At 55.3% G+C, this 18,671-nt stretch carries 16 protein-coding genes; 3 read left to right on the top strand and 13 right to left on the bottom strand.

Features of this window, described 5'->3' with window-relative positions; genetic code table 11:
- Positions 1 to 60: 60 nt before the first annotated feature.
- The 7 genes from lpdA to zapE form a co-directional block, all read right to left on the bottom strand.
- A complete protein-coding gene (gene lpdA / locus FIV45_RS00865) occupies positions 61 to 1,467 on the bottom strand; it encodes a dihydrolipoyl dehydrogenase (RefSeq protein ID WP_099474436.1) in 1,407 nt (468 codons plus the stop codon).
- Between the two features lie 51 nt (positions 1,468 to 1,518).
- Complete coding sequence (gene odhB / locus FIV45_RS00860) at positions 1,519 to 2,742, bottom strand: 2-oxoglutarate dehydrogenase complex dihydrolipoyllysine-residue succinyltransferase (RefSeq protein ID WP_099474438.1); 1,224 nt, start codon at positions 2,740 to 2,742, stop codon at positions 1,519 to 1,521.
- A 48-nt stretch (positions 2,743 to 2,790) separates the two neighbouring features.
- A complete protein-coding gene (locus tag FIV45_RS00855) occupies positions 2,791 to 5,733 on the bottom strand; it encodes a 2-oxoglutarate dehydrogenase E1 component (RefSeq protein WP_099474509.1) in 2,943 nt (980 codons plus the stop codon).
- 66 nt (positions 5,734 to 5,799) lie between these two features.
- The gene (sucD, locus tag FIV45_RS00850) at positions 5,800 to 6,675 is read right to left on the bottom strand and encodes a succinate--CoA ligase subunit alpha (RefSeq protein WP_099474441.1); all 876 of its coding nucleotides are present in this window, start codon (positions 6,673 to 6,675) and stop codon (positions 5,800 to 5,802) included.
- A complete protein-coding gene (gene sucC, locus FIV45_RS00845) occupies positions 6,675 to 7,844 on the bottom strand; it encodes an ADP-forming succinate--CoA ligase subunit beta (protein ID WP_099474443.1) in 1,170 nt (389 codons plus the stop codon). The genes sucD and sucC overlap by 1 nt, the downstream gene beginning before the upstream one ends.
- 90 nt (positions 7,845 to 7,934) lie before the next feature.
- The gene (gene mdh / locus FIV45_RS00840; RefSeq protein WP_099474445.1) at positions 7,935 to 8,897 is read right to left on the bottom strand and encodes a malate dehydrogenase; all 963 of its coding nucleotides are present in this window, start codon (positions 8,895 to 8,897) and stop codon (positions 7,935 to 7,937) included.
- Between the two features lie 391 nt (positions 8,898 to 9,288).
- Positions 9,289 to 10,455 (bottom strand): cell division protein ZapE, encoded by a 1,167-nt coding sequence (gene zapE / locus FIV45_RS00835; RefSeq protein WP_099474447.1) that lies wholly within the window; start codon positions 10,453 to 10,455, stop codon positions 9,289 to 9,291.
- 246 nt (positions 10,456 to 10,701) lie between these two features.
- Here zapE and FIV45_RS00830 point away from each other — a divergent pair, with 246 nt between their 5' ends.
- Both FIV45_RS00830 and FIV45_RS00825 read left to right on the top strand, forming a co-directional pair.
- Positions 10,702 to 10,914 carry a hypothetical protein gene (locus FIV45_RS00830; RefSeq protein ID WP_099474450.1) on the top strand — a complete coding sequence of 71 codons (213 nt, stop codon included), beginning with the start codon at positions 10,702 to 10,704 and terminating at the stop codon, positions 10,912 to 10,914.
- Between the two features lie 109 nt (positions 10,915 to 11,023).
- Positions 11,024 to 11,254: a hypothetical protein gene (locus tag FIV45_RS00825; protein ID WP_133118596.1), complete on the top strand. Its 231-nt coding sequence runs from the start codon at positions 11,024 to 11,026 to the stop codon at positions 11,252 to 11,254.
- 51 nt (positions 11,255 to 11,305) lie between these two features.
- On the opposite strand, the gene FIV45_RS00820 is transcribed toward FIV45_RS00825, so the two are convergent.
- From FIV45_RS00820 to FIV45_RS00795, 6 genes are all read right to left on the bottom strand, one after another.
- Positions 11,306 to 12,088, bottom strand: a complete 783-nt coding sequence (locus tag FIV45_RS00820; RefSeq protein ID WP_099474456.1) for a succinate dehydrogenase iron-sulfur subunit — start codon at positions 12,086 to 12,088, stop codon at positions 11,306 to 11,308.
- Positions 12,089 to 12,105: 17 nt separating this feature from the next.
- Positions 12,106 to 13,893 carry a succinate dehydrogenase flavoprotein subunit gene (gene sdhA / locus FIV45_RS00815; protein ID WP_099474459.1) on the bottom strand — a complete coding sequence of 596 codons (1,788 nt, stop codon included), beginning with the start codon at positions 13,891 to 13,893 and terminating at the stop codon, positions 12,106 to 12,108.
- 12 nt (positions 13,894 to 13,905) lie between these two features.
- Positions 13,906 to 14,280 carry a succinate dehydrogenase, hydrophobic membrane anchor protein gene (gene sdhD / locus FIV45_RS00810; RefSeq protein ID WP_099474461.1) on the bottom strand — a complete coding sequence of 125 codons (375 nt, stop codon included), beginning with the start codon at positions 14,278 to 14,280 and terminating at the stop codon, positions 13,906 to 13,908.
- A gap of 9 nt (positions 14,281 to 14,289) precedes the next feature.
- Positions 14,290 to 14,676 carry a succinate dehydrogenase, cytochrome b556 subunit gene (gene sdhC / locus FIV45_RS00805; RefSeq protein ID WP_099474463.1) on the bottom strand — a complete coding sequence of 129 codons (387 nt, stop codon included), beginning with the start codon at positions 14,674 to 14,676 and terminating at the stop codon, positions 14,290 to 14,292.
- Between the two features lie 234 nt (positions 14,677 to 14,910).
- Positions 14,911 to 15,996: a MaoC family dehydratase gene (locus tag FIV45_RS00800; protein WP_099474511.1), complete on the bottom strand. Its 1,086-nt coding sequence runs from the start codon at positions 15,994 to 15,996 to the stop codon at positions 14,911 to 14,913.
- A 21-nt stretch (positions 15,997 to 16,017) separates the two neighbouring features.
- Positions 16,018 to 16,917 carry an HpcH/HpaI aldolase/citrate lyase family protein gene (locus tag FIV45_RS00795; protein WP_099474466.1) on the bottom strand — a complete coding sequence of 300 codons (900 nt, stop codon included), beginning with the start codon at positions 16,915 to 16,917 and terminating at the stop codon, positions 16,018 to 16,020.
- 277 nt (positions 16,918 to 17,194) lie between these two features.
- On the opposite strand from FIV45_RS00795, the gene FIV45_RS00790 reads away from it, so the two are divergent.
- Positions 17,195 to 18,604 (top strand): M20/M25/M40 family metallo-hydrolase, encoded by a 1,410-nt coding sequence (locus FIV45_RS00790; protein ID WP_099474469.1) that lies wholly within the window; start codon positions 17,195 to 17,197, stop codon positions 18,602 to 18,604.
- Positions 18,605 to 18,671: the final 67 nt, after the last annotated feature.

The raw sequence follows: 18,671 nt of genomic DNA, 5'->3' as shown, positions 1-18,671 counted from the left end.
TCCCGCATAAAAAAAGCGGCCCACAGTGAACCGCTTTTTTTTGTTCCATAATCGAAACGATTACATATGGATCGCCCGACCGTCGGTGGCCATGGCGGCTTCGCGTACGGCTTCGGTTTCTGTCGGATGAGCGTGTGACGTATAGGCGATATCTTCCGCTGTCAGGCCTTTTTCCACCGCCAGCGCCAGTTCGGCGATCATATTACCGGCATCGGCGCCAATGATATGCGCCCCAAGCACCTTGTCAGAGGTGGCGCAACTGAGCAGTTTGACGAAACCGTCCGTCTGCCGGTTGGCCTTGGCGCGGCTGTTGGCGGTAAAGGGGAATTTCCCCACCGCATAGGCCGTGCCCGCGTCTTTCAGCTGTTCTTCGGTTTTACCGACGCTCGCCACTTCCGGCATGGTGTAAATCACCCCCGGAATGGCGTCGTAATTCACATGACCGGCAAAGCCCGCGATAATCTCCGCCACGGCCACGCCTTCGTCTTCCGCTTTATGGGCCAGCATCGCGCCGCGCACCACGTCGCCAATAGCGTAAATGCCGTCCACATTGGTGCGGAAATGGTCGTCGATTTCCACCTGACCGCGGTCATTGAGTTTGACCCCCGCCTCTTCCAGGCCAAGACCCGTGGTATAGGGCCGGCGTCCAACAGACACCAGAACCACATCACATTTGATCTCTTCCGCGTCGCCGTCGGCGGCGGGCTCGACCGTTACGATCGCCGCGGTTTTGGTTTTCTTGACCGCAGTGACTTTTGATTTCAGTTTGAACTTGAAGCCCTGCTTTTTCAGGATACGGGCAAACGTCTTGCTGACTTCCCCATCCATTTCAGGGGTGATGCGGTCCATATATTCGATGACCGTCACTTCCGCGCCGAGACGCTTCCAGACGGAGCCCAGTTCCAGCCCGATCACACCGCCGCCAATCACCACCAGATGTTTTGGGGTTTTCGCCAGGCTGAGCGCGCCGGTGGAGGAAACCACCTGTTTTTCGTCAATTTCAATGCCCGGCAACTGCGCCACATCGGACCCGGTAGCGATAATGATATTCTTTGCGGTCAGCATGCGTTCGCCGCCGTCATTCAGATCAACCTTGACCGACCCCTTGGCCGGAATGGCGCCGCGGCCTTCAATATACTCGACCTTGTTCTTTTTCAGCAAAAAGGCCACACCATCGGTCAGCCCCTTGACGGTCTCGTCTTTCGAGGCCATCAGTTCCTTGATATCGATAGAAACCTTGCCGGTTTTGATGCCGAATTGCGCCATGCCCTGATGGGCCTCTTCATAGAGCTCGGAGGCATGCAACAACGCCTTGGACGGCATACAGCCGACATTGAGACATGTCCCGCCAGGCGCCCCGCGCATTTCCACACAGGCCACATTCAACCCCAGCTGCGCCGCGCGAATGGCAGCCACATAACCGCCGGGGCCTCCGCCAATGATGACGACATCAAAATTATCAGACATTCTTTATCCTCTTGCTTATCTCAAGCTTAAACTTAGTGATCGGGCCCGTTCTTAAAGATCGAGCACCAGACGCTGTGGATCTTCAAGACATTCTTTCACCCGCACCAGGAAGGTCACCGCGCCCTTGCCGTCCACCACCCGGTGGTCATAGCTGAGCGCCAGATACATCATCGGTTTGATCACGACCTGACCGTTTTCGACCATGGCGCGTTCCTTGATCGCATGCATGCCCAGAATGCCGGACTGCGGCGCGTTCAGGATCGGCGAAGACATCAGGGAACCAAAGATGCCGCCATTGGAAATGGTGAAGGTGCCGCCCTGCATTTCATCCATGCCGAGTTTCCCATCACGGGCCCGGCCGCCGAGGCGAACGATTTCTTTTTCCACGTCAGAGAAACTGCGGTCCTGACAATCGCGGACCACCGGCACCACAAGACCCGCCGGGGTGCTGGCGGCGACGCCGATATGGTAGTAATTTTTATAGACGATGGCGTCATCACGGATTTCCGCGTTCACTTCCGGAATTTCCTTCAGAGCCTGAACGCAAGCCTTGACGAAGAACGACATAAAGCCAAGTTTCGAGCCATGCTTCTTCTCGAACATGTCCTTATACTGGTTGCGCAGCTTGATCACCTGGGTCATGTCGACCTCGTTATAGGTGGTCAGCATCGCCGCCGTGTTCTGGGCATCCTTCAGACGTTTGGCGATGGTACGGCGCAGACGGGTCATGGGCACGACCTCTTCCCGCGGGGACGCATCCGCCACAACTGTCGATCCGGTATCGTTTGATCCCGCCGCCGCAGCCGGGGCCGTCGCACCATGTTCCAGATAATTCAACACATCCGCCTTGGTCACCACGCCGTCCGCGCCGGTGCCAACAATCTTGCTCAGATCAACGGCTTTATCCGCGGCAATCTTCGCCGCAGACGCCCGTACGCCACCGGCCGGAGCCGCGTCTGATGCCGCAGCAGGAGCAGCCGCAGCGGGCGCCACGTCTGCTTTCGGGGTGGTCGGGGTCGGGGAGGTCTTACCATGGGCGGTTTCATCAATAATGGCAAGCAAGGCGCCAACACCGACGGTATCGCCTTCTTCCACTTTGATTTCTGTCAACGCGCCGCTGGCGGTCGCATTAACTTCCAGAGCGACCTTGTCTGTTTCCAGTTCACAAATGGGTTCGTCGACCGCAACCGCATCCCCCACGGATTTAAACCATTTGCCGACAGTGGCTTCAGTAACTGACTCGCCCAGTACCGGAACATGGATCTCGATGGCCATAAGCCCTACTCCTTTTATAATCTTCTTCTCGAAGTCTTACATTTTTGTCTATTTAATGGTTAAGGCCTGATCGACCAGTTCATTCTGTTGTTTCACATGCAGGCTCATCTGTCCTGTCGCCGGGGAAGCGGCCGGACGACGGCCGACATATTTCGCCCGCGACGGCGTCAGTTCGCATTCCGCCAGCGTTTCCTCAATCAGCGGATCGATGAAAGACCAGGCGCCCATGTTTTTCGGTTCTTCCTGACACCAGATCACTGTTTCCGCATTTTTAAAGCGCGACAGTTCCTGAACCATGGAATCACTCGGGTAAGGATAAAGCTGCTCTACCCGTAAAAGGTAGGTATCTTTCAGATTCCGCTTGTCGCGTTCTTCCAGAAGATCGAAATAAACTTTACCGCTGCAGAGCACGACCCGTTTGATGCCGTCATCTTTATTCAGTTTGATGCTCGCGCCCGGCACCGCTTCCGCCGTATCCGTGAGGATGCGATGAAATTCGGTATCCTCCGCCATATCGGACAGATCCGACACAGACATCTTGTGACGCAGCAAGGATTTCGGCGTCATCATGATCAACGGTTTGCGGAACTTGCGTTTCATCTGACGGCGCAGGATATGGAAATAGTTGGCCGGGGTCGTACAGTTGGCGACCTGCATGTTGTCTTCCGCACACAGCTGCAGATAGCGTTCCAGACGGGCCGAGGAATGTTCAGGTCCCTGACCTTCATAGCCATGCGGCAGCAAGATCACCAGACCACTCATCCGCAGCCATTTGGCCTCCCCGGAAGAGATAAACTGGTCGAAGATCATCTGTGCCCCGTTGGCGAAGTCGCCAAACTGCGCTTCCCAGAGCACCAGAGCATTTGGCTCGGCCATGGTATAACCATACTCAAAGCCCAGCACCCCGACTTCGGACAACGCGCTGTCGATCACTTCGAACGTGGCGTTGGTGTCTTCGGCATGGCCCACATGCATCAGAGGCGTATAACGGTCCTCGGTTTCCTGGTCGATAAACACTGAATGACGATGAGAGAAGGTGCCGCGCTGACTGTCCTGACCGGAGAGACGCACCCGGTGACCTTCACGGATCAATGACCCGAAGGCCAGGGCCTCGGCCGTCGCCCAGTCAACCTTATGACCACTGTCAAACATGCTGGCCTTGGCGTGCAGAATCCGCTGCAACGTGCGATGAACGTTGAAGCCTTCCGGAATGGTGGTCAGGACCCGTCCGATGCTTTGCAATTCATCGATATGAACGCCGGTGCCGGCGGAACGCCGTACATCGTCGGAATCCCGCTCATAACCGGACCAGCGCCCGGCAAACCAGTCGGCCTTGTCGACTTTATAGCTATCCGCCGCCTTCATTTCCACGTCCAGATAGTTGACAACATCCTTGGTCATCTGCTGGGCCTGTTCTTCGCTGATCAGGCCTTCGCGCATCAGACGTTCGGTATAAAGCGTCCGGGTGGATTTGTGGTTCTTGATGCGTTTATACATCAACGGCTGGGTGAAGGAGGGTTCATCACCTTCGTTATGACCGAAACGGCGATAACAGAACATGTCCACCACCACATCGGATTTAAATTTCTGACGGTATTCGGTGGCCAGTTTCATCACATAGACCACGGCTTCCGGATCATCGCCATTAACATGGAACACTGGCGCCTGCACCGCCTTCGCCATATCCGATGGATAAGGCGAGGAACGGGAATAATGCGGCGACGTGGTAAAGCCGATCTGGTTATTGACCACCACATGGATGGTGCCGCCGGTCTGATAGCCTTTCAGCTCACTCAGCGCGAAACATTCCGCCACCAGTCCCTGCCCGGCAAAGGCCGCATCCCCATGCATCAGCAAGGTCATGACGCTATGGCCGGTGGTGTCGCCACGGTGGGTCAGTTTAGCCCGGGTTTTGCCGAGCGCCACCGGATCGACCGCCTCAAGATGGGACGGGTTCGGGGTCAGGGACAAATGCACATCATTGCCGTCAAAAGACCGGTCGGAAGATGCCCCAAGGTGATATTTCACGTCACCGGAGCCTTCCACGTCATCCGGCTTGTAGGAACCGCCATGAAATTCATGGAAGATCGCCCGGATCGGCTTGCTCATCACATTGGCGAGCACATTCAGGCGGCCACGGTGCGGCATGCCGATGATGATTTCCTCAATGCCGAGCTGGCCGCCGGTCTTGATGATCGCTTCCAGCGCCGGAATCAGGGATTCCCCGCCGTCGAGACCAAAGCGTTTGGTGCCGATATATTTCTTGGCGAGATATTGTTCAAAGCCTTCGGCCTCGGCCAGTTTCTGCAGAATGGCCAGTTTACCTTCGTCGGTAAAATGAATTTCCTTGTCCCGGCCTTCAATGCGTGACTGAATCCAGGCTTTCTCTTCCGGGTCATTGATATGCATGAATTCCACACCAACGGTCGAACAGTAGGTTCGCTTTAGAATGACAAGGACTTCCCGCACGGTGGCGGTTTCAAGCCCAAGAACATTATCCAGGAAAATCGGGCGGTCCATATCATTTTCGCCAAACCCGTATGTCGCCGGATCAAGTTCTGTATGATAAGGCCGGTCTTCCAGTTCCAGCGGATCAAGATTGGCATGCAAATGGCCCCGCACCCGATAGGTCCGGATCATCATCAGACAGCGAATGGTATCCAGCGTCGCCGCCCGGATATCGGCCTCGGAGGCCGCGCCAGGTTTTTTCAGCGCCGGCGTCGTATCTACATAACCGGGATCAAGGGCCGCAAGATAATCATCTTCCGCGGATTTGACCTTATGGGGCCAGTCCGAGCGATCCCAGGAGGCGCCAGGTTTTTCCACTCCGGCATTCAACAGGGCGCGGGCATCTTCCGCCAACCCGTCAAAATAGGTCGCCCAGGAGGCGTCGACAGACGACGGGTCCTTGCAGTACCGGGCAAAGAGTTCTTCGACGAAAGCGCCGCTTGAACCGTTGATGAGACTTTCCGTATCCAGATTACTGTGCATGCTATCAGGCTCGTTTAAATGTTGAATCAGGGGGCGATGACACACCGCCCCCTATCCTTTACAGGATTAACCTTTCAAAACTTCTAACAAAGTCGTGCCCAGGGCGGCAGGAGATTCTGTCACCGTGATGCCCGCACTCTGCATGGCTTCAATTTTATCTTCCGCGCCGCCTTTGCCGCCGGAAACAATGGCGCCGGCATGGCCCATGGTGCGTCCGGGAGGCGCCGTACGTCCGGCGATAAAGCCGACAACCGGTTTCTTGACCTTGGAGCTCTTCAGGAATTCCGCAGCTTCTTCTTCTGCAGATCCGCCGATTTCACCGATCATGATGATGGAATGGGTGTCATCATCGGCCAGGAAGCCTTCGAGCACGTCGATAAAGTTGGTGCCGTTGACCGGATCGCCGCCAATACCGACACAGGTGCTCTGACCCAAACCGACGGCAGAAGTCTGCCCCACGGCTTCATAGGTCAGGGTGCCGGAGCGGGAGACAATGCCCACATGGCCCGGGTTGTGAATGTGACCCGGCATAATGCCGATCTTACATTCGCCCGGTGTGATGATGCCCGGACAGTTCGGGCCGATCAGGCGGGTGTTGGAGCCCTGCAACGCGCGTTTGACTTTCACCATATCAAGCACCGGAATGCCTTCGGTGATGCAGACGGCCAGTTCAACGCCCGCGTCAATGGCTTCGAGAATGGCATCGGCCGCGAAGGGCGGCGGTACATAAATCACGGATGCATTGGCGCCGGTTGTTGAGACAGCCTCGTCGACCGTATTAAATACCGGCAGGTCCAGATGAGACGTGCCGCCTTTACCCGGAGTAACCCCGCCCACCATTTTGGTGCCGTAAGCAATCGCCTGTTCAGAATGGAAGGTGCCTTGCGCGCCTGTGAAACCCTGACAGATGACTTTAGTCCCTGCGTTAATAAAGATTGACATTATGACGCCTCCTTCACTGCTTTAACTACTTTATCAGCAGCATCACCCATATCGTCGGCAGAGATAATCGGCAGACCGCTGTCGGCCATGATTTTCTTACCCAACTCAACATTCGTTCCTTCCAGACGCACCACCAGTGGCACGGAAAGGGAAACTTCTTTCGCCGCGGCGACAACGCCCTCGGCAATCACGTCACAACGCATGATACCGCCGAAGATATTCACCAGAATGCCTTCCACGTTGCTGTCGCTGAGAATGATTTTGAAGGCTTCGGTCACGCGTTCCTTGGTCGCGCCGCCGCCCACATCAAGAAAGTTGGCGGGCTCGCCGCCTTTCAGTTTAATGATATCCATGGTCGCCATCGCAAGACCGGCGCCATTGACCATGCAGCCGATGCTGCCGTCGAGCTTGATGTAATTCAGCTCATGCTTGGCCGCTTCCAGTTCCATGGGATCTTCTTCATCGGGATCGCGCAGTTCAACCACATCCGGGTGGCGGAACAGGGCGTTGCCGTCGAAGCCCATTTTGGCGTCGAGCACGATGATGTCATCATTGGTGGTGACCACCAGCGGATTGATTTCCAGCATCGCCGCATCTTTGGCGATAAAGGCCGCATACATGGCGGAAATGACTTTTGCCGCCTTGCCGGCCACCTTGCCTTCAAGACCGAGGCCAAAGGCAACTTTACGACAATGAAAGCCGCTCAGGCCGGAAGCCGGGTCGATGGTGATGGTGATAATTTTCTCAGGCGTGGACGCGGCCACTTCCTCAATGTCCATGCCGCCTTCGGAAGAGGCCATGATGGCGATGCGGCTTGTGGCGCGATCAACCAGCAGACTGACATAAAGTTCATTGGCGATGTCGCAGCCATCTTCGATATAGACGCGTTTGACTTCTTTGCCTTCAGGACCGGTCTGGTGAGTGACCAACGTCATACCGATCATTTCACCGGCGATTTTCTTGACTTCCTCAATGGACTTCACCACCTTGACGCCGCCGCCTTTACCGCGACCACCCGCATGGATCTGCGCTTTGACAACCCAGATCGGGCCGCCCAGGTCTTTGGCAATCTGCTCGGCTTCCTGGGGCGTATAAGCAACACCCCCCCGGGATACCGGGGCACCGAACTCCTTCAACAGGCCTTTGGCCTGATATTCATGGATGTTCATTAGTCTATACCTTTTTGTCTGTCTACTTCGGTTCAATTACAGTCAAACCGGCTGATCTGTCCTATGACATCCAGCCGGTCCGAAACATTTTTAGGCCAGGGAAGGATCAATCGCCTTCACCGCATCAACCAGACCCTGCACCGCAGCAACAGAATGGTCAAAGCCGGCCTTCTCGTCATCGTTCAATTCGATTTCGACGATTTTTTCAACGCCGTTTTCCCCGATTAGGACCGGCACACCGACATACATGCCGCTCACGCCGTATTCGCCGTTCAGTTCAACCGCACAGGGCATCAGGCGGCGTTTGTCTTTCAGGTATGATTCGGCCATGGCGATCGCGGCGGTTGCCGGCGCATAATAGGCGGAACCTGTTTTCAGCAGGCCAACGATCTCGGCGCCGCCGTCCCGGGTGCGCTGAATGATCTGGTCCAGTTTGTCCTGTTCAATCCAGCCCATTTTCACCAGATCCGGCACCGGAATACCGGCAACGGTGGAATAACGCGGCAGCGGCACCATGGTGTCGCCATGACCGCCGAGCACAAAGGCGTTGACGTCTTCGACGGAGACATTCATTTCTTCCGCCAGGAACAGCTTGAAGCGGGCTGAGTCGAGCACGCCCGCCATGCCAACAACTTTATTGGCCGGCAGACCGGAGAACTGCTGCAGCGCCCAAACCATCACATCGAGCGGGTTGGTGATGCAGATCACAAACGCATTCGGCGCATTGTCGCGGATGCCTTCGCCTACGGATTTCATGACTTTCAGGTTAATGCCCAACAGGTCGTCGCGGCTCATGCCCGGCTTGCGCGGCACACCGGCCGTCACAATCACAACGTCAGCGTCTTTAATGTCGGCATAGTCGTTGGCCCCTGTCATGGCCGCATCATAACCCTCGACAGTGGAGGATTGCGCCAGATCGAGCGCCTTGCCCTGAGGCAGACCTTCGGCGATATCAAAGATCACCACATCGCCCAGTTCTTTCAATCCCGCGAGATGGGCCAGCGTGCCCCCGATTTGTCCGCCGCCAATCAGCGCTATCTTTTTACGTGCCATGATGAATTCACTCCTGAATTAATATAGTTGAATAGATCGTCTATTTCGTTATTCCTATAAGGTTAACCGATCAGTACAATTATGACCAATTCGGGCCTTATTTCATCCTCTACCCCTTCGATGTAGCGTGAATTTGCGGTCAGCGCAACAGTTTCTGTCGATTAATATCCTTAAAAAGCAATATTTATATTTTAATCTTAAAATAATTTTGGCTGTTTTTTGTCCAGTTGATCCAGAACCAAAGAATACCCGGTTTCGATACTCTTCCTCCGAAGGGGTGCGCGGGACTATAAGGCCGAGACCCTAATATATATTTAAGATGAGTAATATACGACTTAAGTCATGATCTTGCCGCATCATACTCGCCACCGGGGGGGCTCAGACCACCTGTTCAGACGGCGTGTCCCTTGGCGAGATACGCCTCGCTCTGCATCTCCATCAGCCGCGACACGGTGCGCTGAAATTCAAAATGACCGTGGCCATCAGCATAGAGATCCTCGGGCACAACGGCAGCGCAGCAGAGAAATTTGACATTATTCTCGTACAGGGCGTCGATGAAGGTGACAAATCGTTTGGCCTCATTACGATTCTCCGGCCCCAGTTGCGGAATGCCAACCATAATCACCGTATGATAATGCCAGGCCATGGCCAGATAATCCGCCGCGCCCAGCGCCGTGCCGCAGAGCTTTTTAAACGACACCACCGCCACGCCGCGGTCCGCCACCGGTATGGTGATGCGACGGCCCTGAACGGTCAGGGTTTCCGGTCCGACCTTGCTGCGGTCGGCCACTTCATGATCGGTCAACCGCCAGAAGGCTTGTGACAGGGCCTTGGTCGCCGTCTCTCCCAACGGATGATAATACACCGCCATGCCTTTCATCCGCGCCAACCGGTAATCGGTCGGACCGTCAAGGCTGACCACATCGAGTCTTTGTTTGATCATCTCGATCGACGGCACGAACAGTTCCCGGTTAAGTCCCCCGATATAAAGATCATCCGGCACCCGGTTGGAGGTCAGCACCATCACCACACCACGGGTCAGAAGATGATCGAACAAACGCCCGAGAATCATGGCGTCAGTGACATCGGTCACCTGAAATTCGTCAAAACACAACAACAGGCTGGTCTGGGCAATCTGACGCGCCAGTGGCGGAATTGGGTCATCCACATCGGTGCCATGCAGCTCTTTGCGCGCAGCCTTGTCCATATAACGCCAGTCATGCATCGCCTTGTGAATTTCCAGCATAAAAGCGTGGAAATGAACCCGGCGCTTGGCCGTCACCGGGGCTGCCTCATAGAAGAGATCCATGATCATCGACTTGCCGCGTCCGACATCCCCATAGATATAAAGCCCTCGGGGCGGCGTCGGGGCCGTGCGTCCGCCGATCAGCCGCCGAAGAAAACTGCTTTTCTCGGACGCCTTATGCCAGGCCGCCTCATACCCCTCAAGCGCCAGATGCAGGCCTTGCAACCGGGTCACGATCTCCCTCTGGTGATCATCAGGCCGCAATTCACCAGCGGCGAGCATTTCATTATATCGACTTAACGGATCAGACAAAATATTCTCTTACTCTTCATAACAATCAGGCTGATTACTTCTGCTGTGGTCAGCTTTAACTTGCCTGATCCATAAAATCCAGCGTCAATTCCCGCGGGGCTGCCACCGTAAGTATTTTTAAGCCCGTTCATAAATAGAATACAGTGATTAACCAATTTTATAACAAATTAATGCATTATGCCGCCTTGGCAAGGAAATAGCAGCTTGAACTGCGTCTGAGTAATAACCAAAACCAAGGCAGCAATCATGAAAAAAACTTTTGAAATATCCGTCTTTAACGAGAAGGTCCGGGCAGATCTGGAAGCCGGACGCCGTCATAAAACACTGGAATCCAGTTGGGCGGACGTCCATTTGATTGAGATACAAGCCGATGATGAAACCACCGCCATCGCCGCCTGCATGCGCAAACATCCGGCCCGCATGGGGTTTATTCTCGGCCCCGCGCTTCAGATCACCTAAGGTCGCCAGAAGCGCTGTCGGAAATTGTCGATTTCTTTCCGTCGCACACCCCCGCATTTAGAATCTGTTAACCATTTCCATTTTAATATACAGGCTGATTAACAACACGATGAGTAAACTAGTGAAGAGCTTTGAAGCCGCAGTATATAACAAGAAAGTCCGCGATCTTGTTTTGATGAATGAATCTCACCCTCAGTTTGACGACGGCTGGGCGGATCAGCGATTCATTCCCGTCGAAGCCCGGGATGAAAACCAGGCGAAACGCATGATCAGCCTGCAATTTCCCGAGAAAAAAGGCTTCGTCTTGACCAATATTCTCGAAATTCCCGATTTCGAATAAAAAAAAGCCGGCACATCAGTGCCGGCTTTTCTTATAGCATTACCACATAGCTTATCCCTGACGTTCCACCATCATCTTCTTGATTTCGGCGATCGCCTTGGCCGGGTTAAGGCCTTTCGGACAGGTATTCGTACAATTCATGATCGTGTGACAGCGATAAAGCCGGAAAGGATCTTCCAGCTGATCCAGCCGTTCGCCCGTCGCCTCGTCGCGGCTGTCCACCAGCCAGCGATAGGCCTGCAGCAACACTGCTGGTCCCAAATATTTATCACTGTTCCACCAATAGCTCGGGCAGCTGGTTGAACAGCTGGCGCAGAGGATACATTCATACAGACCATCAAGCTTGGCGCGATCTTCCGGGCTTTGCAGCCGTTCGGCGCCGCTCGGGGTCGGGCTGACCGTCTGCATCCACGGCTGGATGGAGGAATATTGTGCATAGAAATGCGTCAGGTCCGTCACCAGATCCTTGACCACTTCCATATGTGGTAATGGATAGACATTGATGTCGCCCTTCAGGTCCTCATTGGCCTGGGTGCAGGCCAGAGTGTTGGTGCCGCCGATGTTCATCGCGCAGGAACCACAGACCCCTTCGCGGCAGGACCGCCGGAAGGTCAGGGTCGGGTCGATCTCGTTCTTGATCTTGATCAGCCCGTCGAGCACCATCGGCCCGCATTTGTCCATATCCACTTCATAGGTGTCAATGCGCGGGTTTTGCCCATCTTCCTCATTCCAGCGGTAGATGTTGAAGTTGCGCACATTTTTCGCGCCCTCTGCCGCCTTGAAGGTTTTTCCCTTTTTGATCGTGGAGTTCGCGGGAAGTCTAAATTCAGCCATATCTCGTATTCCTTCCCTTAATAGACCCGGGCTTTGGGTTTAATATAATCAATTTCGTCGGTCAGGGTGTAATCGTGAACCGGACGATATTCGATGCGCACTTTACCATCTTCGAGCCAGGCCGAGGTATGCTTCATCCATTCCTCGTCATTGCGATCCGGGAAGTCTTCCCGGGCGTGAGCGCCCCGGCTTTCGGTACGATTGGCGGCGCAATGCATGGTCGTGACCGCATGCATCAGCAGATTTTCCAGTTCCAGCGTCTCGATCAGATCACTGTTCCACACCAAAGAGCGGTCAGTGGTCTTGATGTCGGCCAGCATGGCGTAAATCTCGTCAATGCCCGCGCTCCCCTTGTCCAGGGTATCCTGTTGACGGAACACGGCGCAATTGGCCTGCATCATACGTTGCATCTTGTCACGGATTTCCGCGGTTGATGTCTTGCCATCAGCCGTGCGGTAGCGTTCCAGCCGTTCCAGCGCCTTGTCAGCATGGCCTTCGGACAGCGGTTTATGGGGCTGCATCGGCTTGACAACCTCGGCCACCCGATGGGCGGCGGCGCGGCCAAAGACCACGAGATCGATCAGGCTGTTGGACCCCAGACGGTTGGCGCCATGCACCGACACACAGGCCGCTTCACCGACAGCCATCAGGCCGGGGACAATGCGGTCCGGGTTATCCGGTGTCGGGTTCAACACCTCGCCATGATAGTTACAGCCAATGCCGCCCATATTGTAATGGGCCGTCGGCACCACCGGAATCGGTTCCTTGGTCACGTCAACGCCGGCGAAAATCCGCGCGCTTTCGGAAATGCCCGGCAGACGTTCATGCAGGATTTCCGGCGACAGATGATCAAGATGCAGGAAGATATGATCCTTATGCTCGCCAACACCGCGACCTTCGGAAATTTCCACCGACATCGCCCGGCTGACCACGTCACGGGACGCGAGATCTTTCGCCGACGGGGCATAACGCTCCATAAAGCGTTCGCCTTCGGAGTTGACCAGATAACCACCTTCGCCGCGCGCGCCTTCGGTGATCAAAACGCCCGCGCCGTATATACCGGTCGGGTGGAACTGAACAAATTCAAGATCCTGCAGCGGCAGGCCGGCGCGCTGTACCATACCGCCGCCGTCACCGGTGCAGGTATGGGCGGATGTCGCCGAGAAATAGGTGCGGTTATAGCCGCCGGTGGCGAGAACGGTCGTATGGGCCCGGAAACGGTGCAGCTTGCCGGTATTCATATCGAGACAGATCGCCCCGCGACATTCATCACCTTCCATGATCAGGTCGATGGCGAAATATTCGACATAAAAGTCGGTGTCATATTTCAACGACTGCTGATACATGCTGTGCAGCATCGCATGCCCGGTACGGTCGGCGGCGGCGCAGGTGCGCTGGGCCGGGGGGCCTTCGCCGAATTCCGTGGTCATGCCGCCGAAAGGCCGCTGATAAATCTTGCCTTCTTCCGTACGTGAAAACGGCACGCCGAAATGTTCCAGCTCGTAAACCGCATCCGGGGCCTGACGCACCATATATTCAATGGCGTCCTGGTCGCCGAGCCAGTCGGAGCCCTTGACGGTGTCATACATATGCCACTGCCAGCTGTCCGGCCCCATATTGCCGAGCGAGGCGGCGATGCCGCCCTGGGCCGCAACCGTATGGGATCGGGTCGGGAATACCTTGGAAATACAGGCGGTTTTCAGGCCGCTCTCGGCGATGCCCATGGCGGCGCGCAAACCCGCCCCACCCGCACCGATGACAATCGCGTCATAAACGTGATCAATTAATTCATATGTCTTGCTCATATCATTCAAGCCTTACAATGCGATTTTGAGAACAGAGAATATACAGGCCACCGCGATGATGGTGCAGCCAAAGAGAATGGCGAAACTATAGAAGGTCTTGGGCCCCTTGTTCGGCACATAATCCTCGACAATTTCCTGCAGGCCAAGCCGCAGGTGATAAACGCCTGTGACAATATAAACCAGCATCAAAATGGCGGACACCGGCGAAGACAGCCAGGCCTTGACGGTGAAATAATCCGCCTGCGTCATCTGAACGATGGAGGCGACAAACCAGATGGTCAGCGGGATCAGGGCTACCGCCGCGATCTTCTGCATCCACCAGTGGTGGGTGCCGCTTTTGGCGGAGCCCAGACCACGAACCTTGCTAATGGGGGTATTTAAACTCATGTGATGCTCCTATACCAGACCGTAGCCGATGACCCAGGCGATGCCGGTCAGGACAATCGTCCCCAGCAAAACCAGAATATTGGTCCGGGCCGTGGTTTCGACCTCAAACCCCTTGCCCATGTCCCAAAACAAGTGGCGAATGCCGTTACACAGATGCAGCATCAACGCCAACGTGAAACCCATCAGAACGATCTTGCCGTAAATGCTGGCCATGCAGGTCTGAAACTGGGCATATTGTTCCGGACCGGAGGACAAGGCAATCAGCCACCAAGCCAATAATAATGTTCCGCCGCCGAGCGCCACACCCGACGCCCGATGCAAAATGGACAGCGCCATATGCGGGCCCCATTTATAAATTTGAAGATGCGGCGAGGTTGGCCGCTTTGTGGTTGCCATCTGATACTCCCTCTTCGATTTCTATGCGCGAAAGATCTTTCACGCCATTCTATACACCCTTGTACCCCTTTTTCTTAAAACTAAACGTCAGACAGAGCAAGGACTACATTGGTTTTAATTGCCATTAATAGACAATTTTTTACATTTCAAGCTATTTATTTCTTCATTTTGTACCGATCAGTACATATTATTATGCGCAGAATCACGCCAATATGTACTGGCCAGTCCTCATTTTTACGCCATCCGGCGCGGCAGCAGCAGCCAGATATCAAGATCAAGCAGTACCGCGGGGTCATATTTGCCCTCGGGCGTCTTGTAGGGAAATCCTTCCGGAGTCCTGTCCTTCAGGGCCACCAGCCGCACCCTGAGCGCCCCGAGATCATCCCGCCCCGGCACTTCCGCCTTGTCGAGCACTTCTGACCAGGCATAGACCGTATCACCCGCAATACAGGGATTGACATGCCGTCCCGCGTTAATCGCAAGCACGGTCTGGGCATTGCTCAGGCCATTGAAACTCAACGCCCGGGCCAGGGAAATCACGTGACCGCCATAAACAATACGTTCGCCAAGTCGGCCCTCTTTCATGGCATGAAGATTAAAATGTACTTTCGCGGTATTCTGATACAGGCGGGTCGCCAGCATATGATCGGCCGCCTCGATGGTCATACCGTCCACATGACTGATCTTCTCGCCAACCGCATAATCCTCCCACATGTAATCAGACCCCGCCAGGCTGCTTTCATAGGTGACATAGCTTAACCCTTCCGGAATCGTGAGATCTTCCAGCCGCACAGCCTCCGGCAGATCCGGCAGCACCGCTTCGGGCGCGGATTCCGCCGGGCTCGGCGTGCGCTTGTTGATCATCACCCAGCGCACATACTCCAGAACCGGTTCCCCCAGTTGATTGACGCCTTCTGTGCGGACATAAACATTACCGGTCTTGCCATTGGAATTTTCCTTCAGCCCGATGACGGTGCTCACCGCCCTCAACGTGTCGCCGGGATAGACCGGCAACAGAAAACGACAATCGGCATAGCCCAGGTTGGCCACTGCATTGATCGAGATATCCGGCACCGTCTTGCCAAACACCACATGAAAGGCCAGCAGATCATCCACCGGCGCGCTTTCCAGCCCGCCATTACCGGCATAGCCCACATTGCGGGCGAATTCGTCCGACGATTGCAGCGCAAACCGCATGCCATAGAGCGCCGAATAAAGACTGACGTCGCCCGTGGTGATGGTGCGCGGCGTCGCATGCCTCAGGATCTGACCCATCTTGAAGTCTTCGAAATAATTACCTTCAAAGGTCTTGGAAGATATGTTGCTCATGTCAAAGGTTCCTTATTCCGCCAGGGCGGCGATGGCATCGGCAAGGCTCACCAGCCGCTTGGCATTTTCCACATGCAGGTTTTCAATCAGTTTTCCGTCAACGACGACAACGCCCTTGCCCTGCTTTTCCGCCGCTTGGTAGGCGGCAATAATCTTGACCGCATATTCCAGTTCGGCCGCAGATGGCGCGAAGGTCTCATTGGCGTCCGCCAGTTGTTTCGGATGAATGATGGTCTTGCCGTCAAAACCGAATTCAAGACCCTGCTGACAACTGGCCCGATGGCCTTCCGCATCATCCAGATCAAGATAGACGCCATCGAGAATATCCAGTCCCTCGGCCCGGGCCGCCAGCAGACACAGCCCGAGACTGGTCACCACCGGCAACCGCATCAGGGTATGGTGTGCATGCAGATCCTTGACCAGATCACTGGTGCCCATCACGAAGCAGGTCAGCCTGTCGCTGGCGCCGGCGATTTCCTCGGCCCGCAACATGCCGCGCGGAGTTTCCATCATGCACCAGATTTTCGTGTGGGCCGGCGCGTCAAATTCCTGCATCATCTGTTCCACCTGACGCACCAGAACCGCGCTTTCGACTTTCGGCAGCAGGATCGCATCAGGACCGGCGGCGCAGGCGGCCTTGATGTCTGCTTCACCCCACGGGCTGTCGAGCCCATTAACCCGAATGATCACTTCCCGTGCGCCGTAACCGCCTTCTTTTACCGCCGCACACACCAGGTCCCGGGCGGCCACCTTGGCGTCAATCGCCACCGCATCTTCCAGATCAAGGATCAAACCATCCGCGGCCAGGGATTTGGCTTTTTCCAGCGCCCGCGGGTTGGACCCCGGCATATACAGAACACTGCGGCGTGGTCGAACAGAAGGCTCGGCAAGATTACGGCTGTGATCACTCATGAAACATAGTCCTTCGCTTTTTTGATATATTATGTCTTAAATCGGTATTTTTTTATAACGAACTTATAGTATTTATTGCACTGCATTGCAATATGCTGCGCTGCAAAATATTTTCGGGGACGATAAGAACCCAACTTTAACCGGTTTTTCACACTTAACGGTTGATTTCGCCCCGAGCCTGACTCAGAATGGCCTCCACAAAAATAATAATAAAACTTCCGTATATAATACGACGACTCCTGAATTATAATGATAAATAATATCGAGATATGTCCTTATGTTAAATCTAAAAAAAACCGCCCTTACGGGTATTCTCACATTGGCCTTTAGCGTCCCGGCTCCTCTGCTGCAGGCCCAAAGCCTCACCGATGGCGATACCGCCAACATCATGGCGCTGAAGAAAACCGCTCTCCAGTCCAATCTCGCTTACGAGATCGATGAATCTCTCACCACCGAAGTCGGTCCGCGTCTGGTCGGGACCCCCGGTGACGCTCAGGGCATCACATGGGCCGTGGCCAAAATGAAGCAGCTGGGCTTTGACAAAGTCTGGACCGAAGAGGTTCAGCATGTCACCTGGACACGTGGTGTCGCCGAGGCGCGCATCATCGCCCCCTACCCCCAGAAGATGGTCGCCATCGCCCTGGGCGGCAGCACCGGCACCCCGGAAGACGGTCTGAAAGCCGAGGTGGTCGAATTTAAAGATTTCGCCGCACTCGAAGCCGCCCCTGAGGGCAGTCTTGAGGGCAAAATCGCCTATGTGTCCTTCCGTATGGAACGCAAAATTAACGGCGCCGGATATGGCCCGGCGGTCAAGGCCCGTGGCGCCGGTCCCAGCATGGCCGCGAGCAAAGGTGCCGTGGCTTATGTCATGCGCTCTGTCGGCACCGATAATAATCGCCTCGGCCATACCGGCGGCACAAATTATAAAGACGGCATCACCAGGATTCCCGCGGCCGCCCTGTCCAATCCTGATGCGGATCTGTTGTCACGGACGATTTCCCGCGGCAAGCCGGTCGAGATTTTTCTCAAACTGACCGCAGAGCGTAAAGATGACGTGCCGGTCATCACCGCCAATGTCATCGGCGAAATTACCGGCAGCGAGAAGCCGGAAGAAATCGTGGTCATGGCAGCCCATCTTGACAGTTGGGATGTGGGCACCGGGGCGGTCGATGACGGCATCGGGGTCAGCGTCACCCTCGCCGCCGCCCATCATATCGCCAATCTGCCAGAACGCCCGAAACGCACCATTCGCGTCATTCTGTTCGCGGCCGAGGAAGTTGGCCTCGTCGGCGTCAAACACTATATGAAGGATCATGAAAACGAGATCGCCCAGCATGTCATCGGCGCGGAATGGGATTTCGGTGTTGGTCTTATTTATGAAATGGTGCCCGGTGTTGGCCCCGCCGCCCTTAACCATATCCGTGAACTGGCGCATCTTCTGGCGCCGCTTGGTGTGTCGCTGAGCCCTAAAAACGACGCCAAGGGACAGTCGGACCTCAGCCTGCTCGGCAAGGCCGGCATGCCCGCGGTTAATTTCAGCCCCGACGGCATGAAGTATTTCGACTATCACCACACGGATAACGACACCCTCGACAAGGTCGATCCGGAGGCATTGAAACAGAATACAGCCGTCTTCACCATCTTCAGCTATTTCGCCGCCCAAAGCGGGATCGACTTCCGGAAATAGCCCCCCGGCGCGACACATGATAAAAGCCGCGCAGAGCATGCTCTGCGCGGCTTTCTTTTTGTCATTT

Origin of the sequence: Paremcibacter congregatus, from assembly GCF_006385135.1 — a bacterium.
In the GTDB taxonomy this organism is placed as follows: Bacteria; Pseudomonadota; Alphaproteobacteria; order Sphingomonadales; family Emcibacteraceae; genus Paremcibacter; species Paremcibacter congregatus.
The sequence above is the reverse complement of the archived record's forward strand: the minus strand, read 5'-3'. Positions and strand labels throughout refer to the sequence as shown.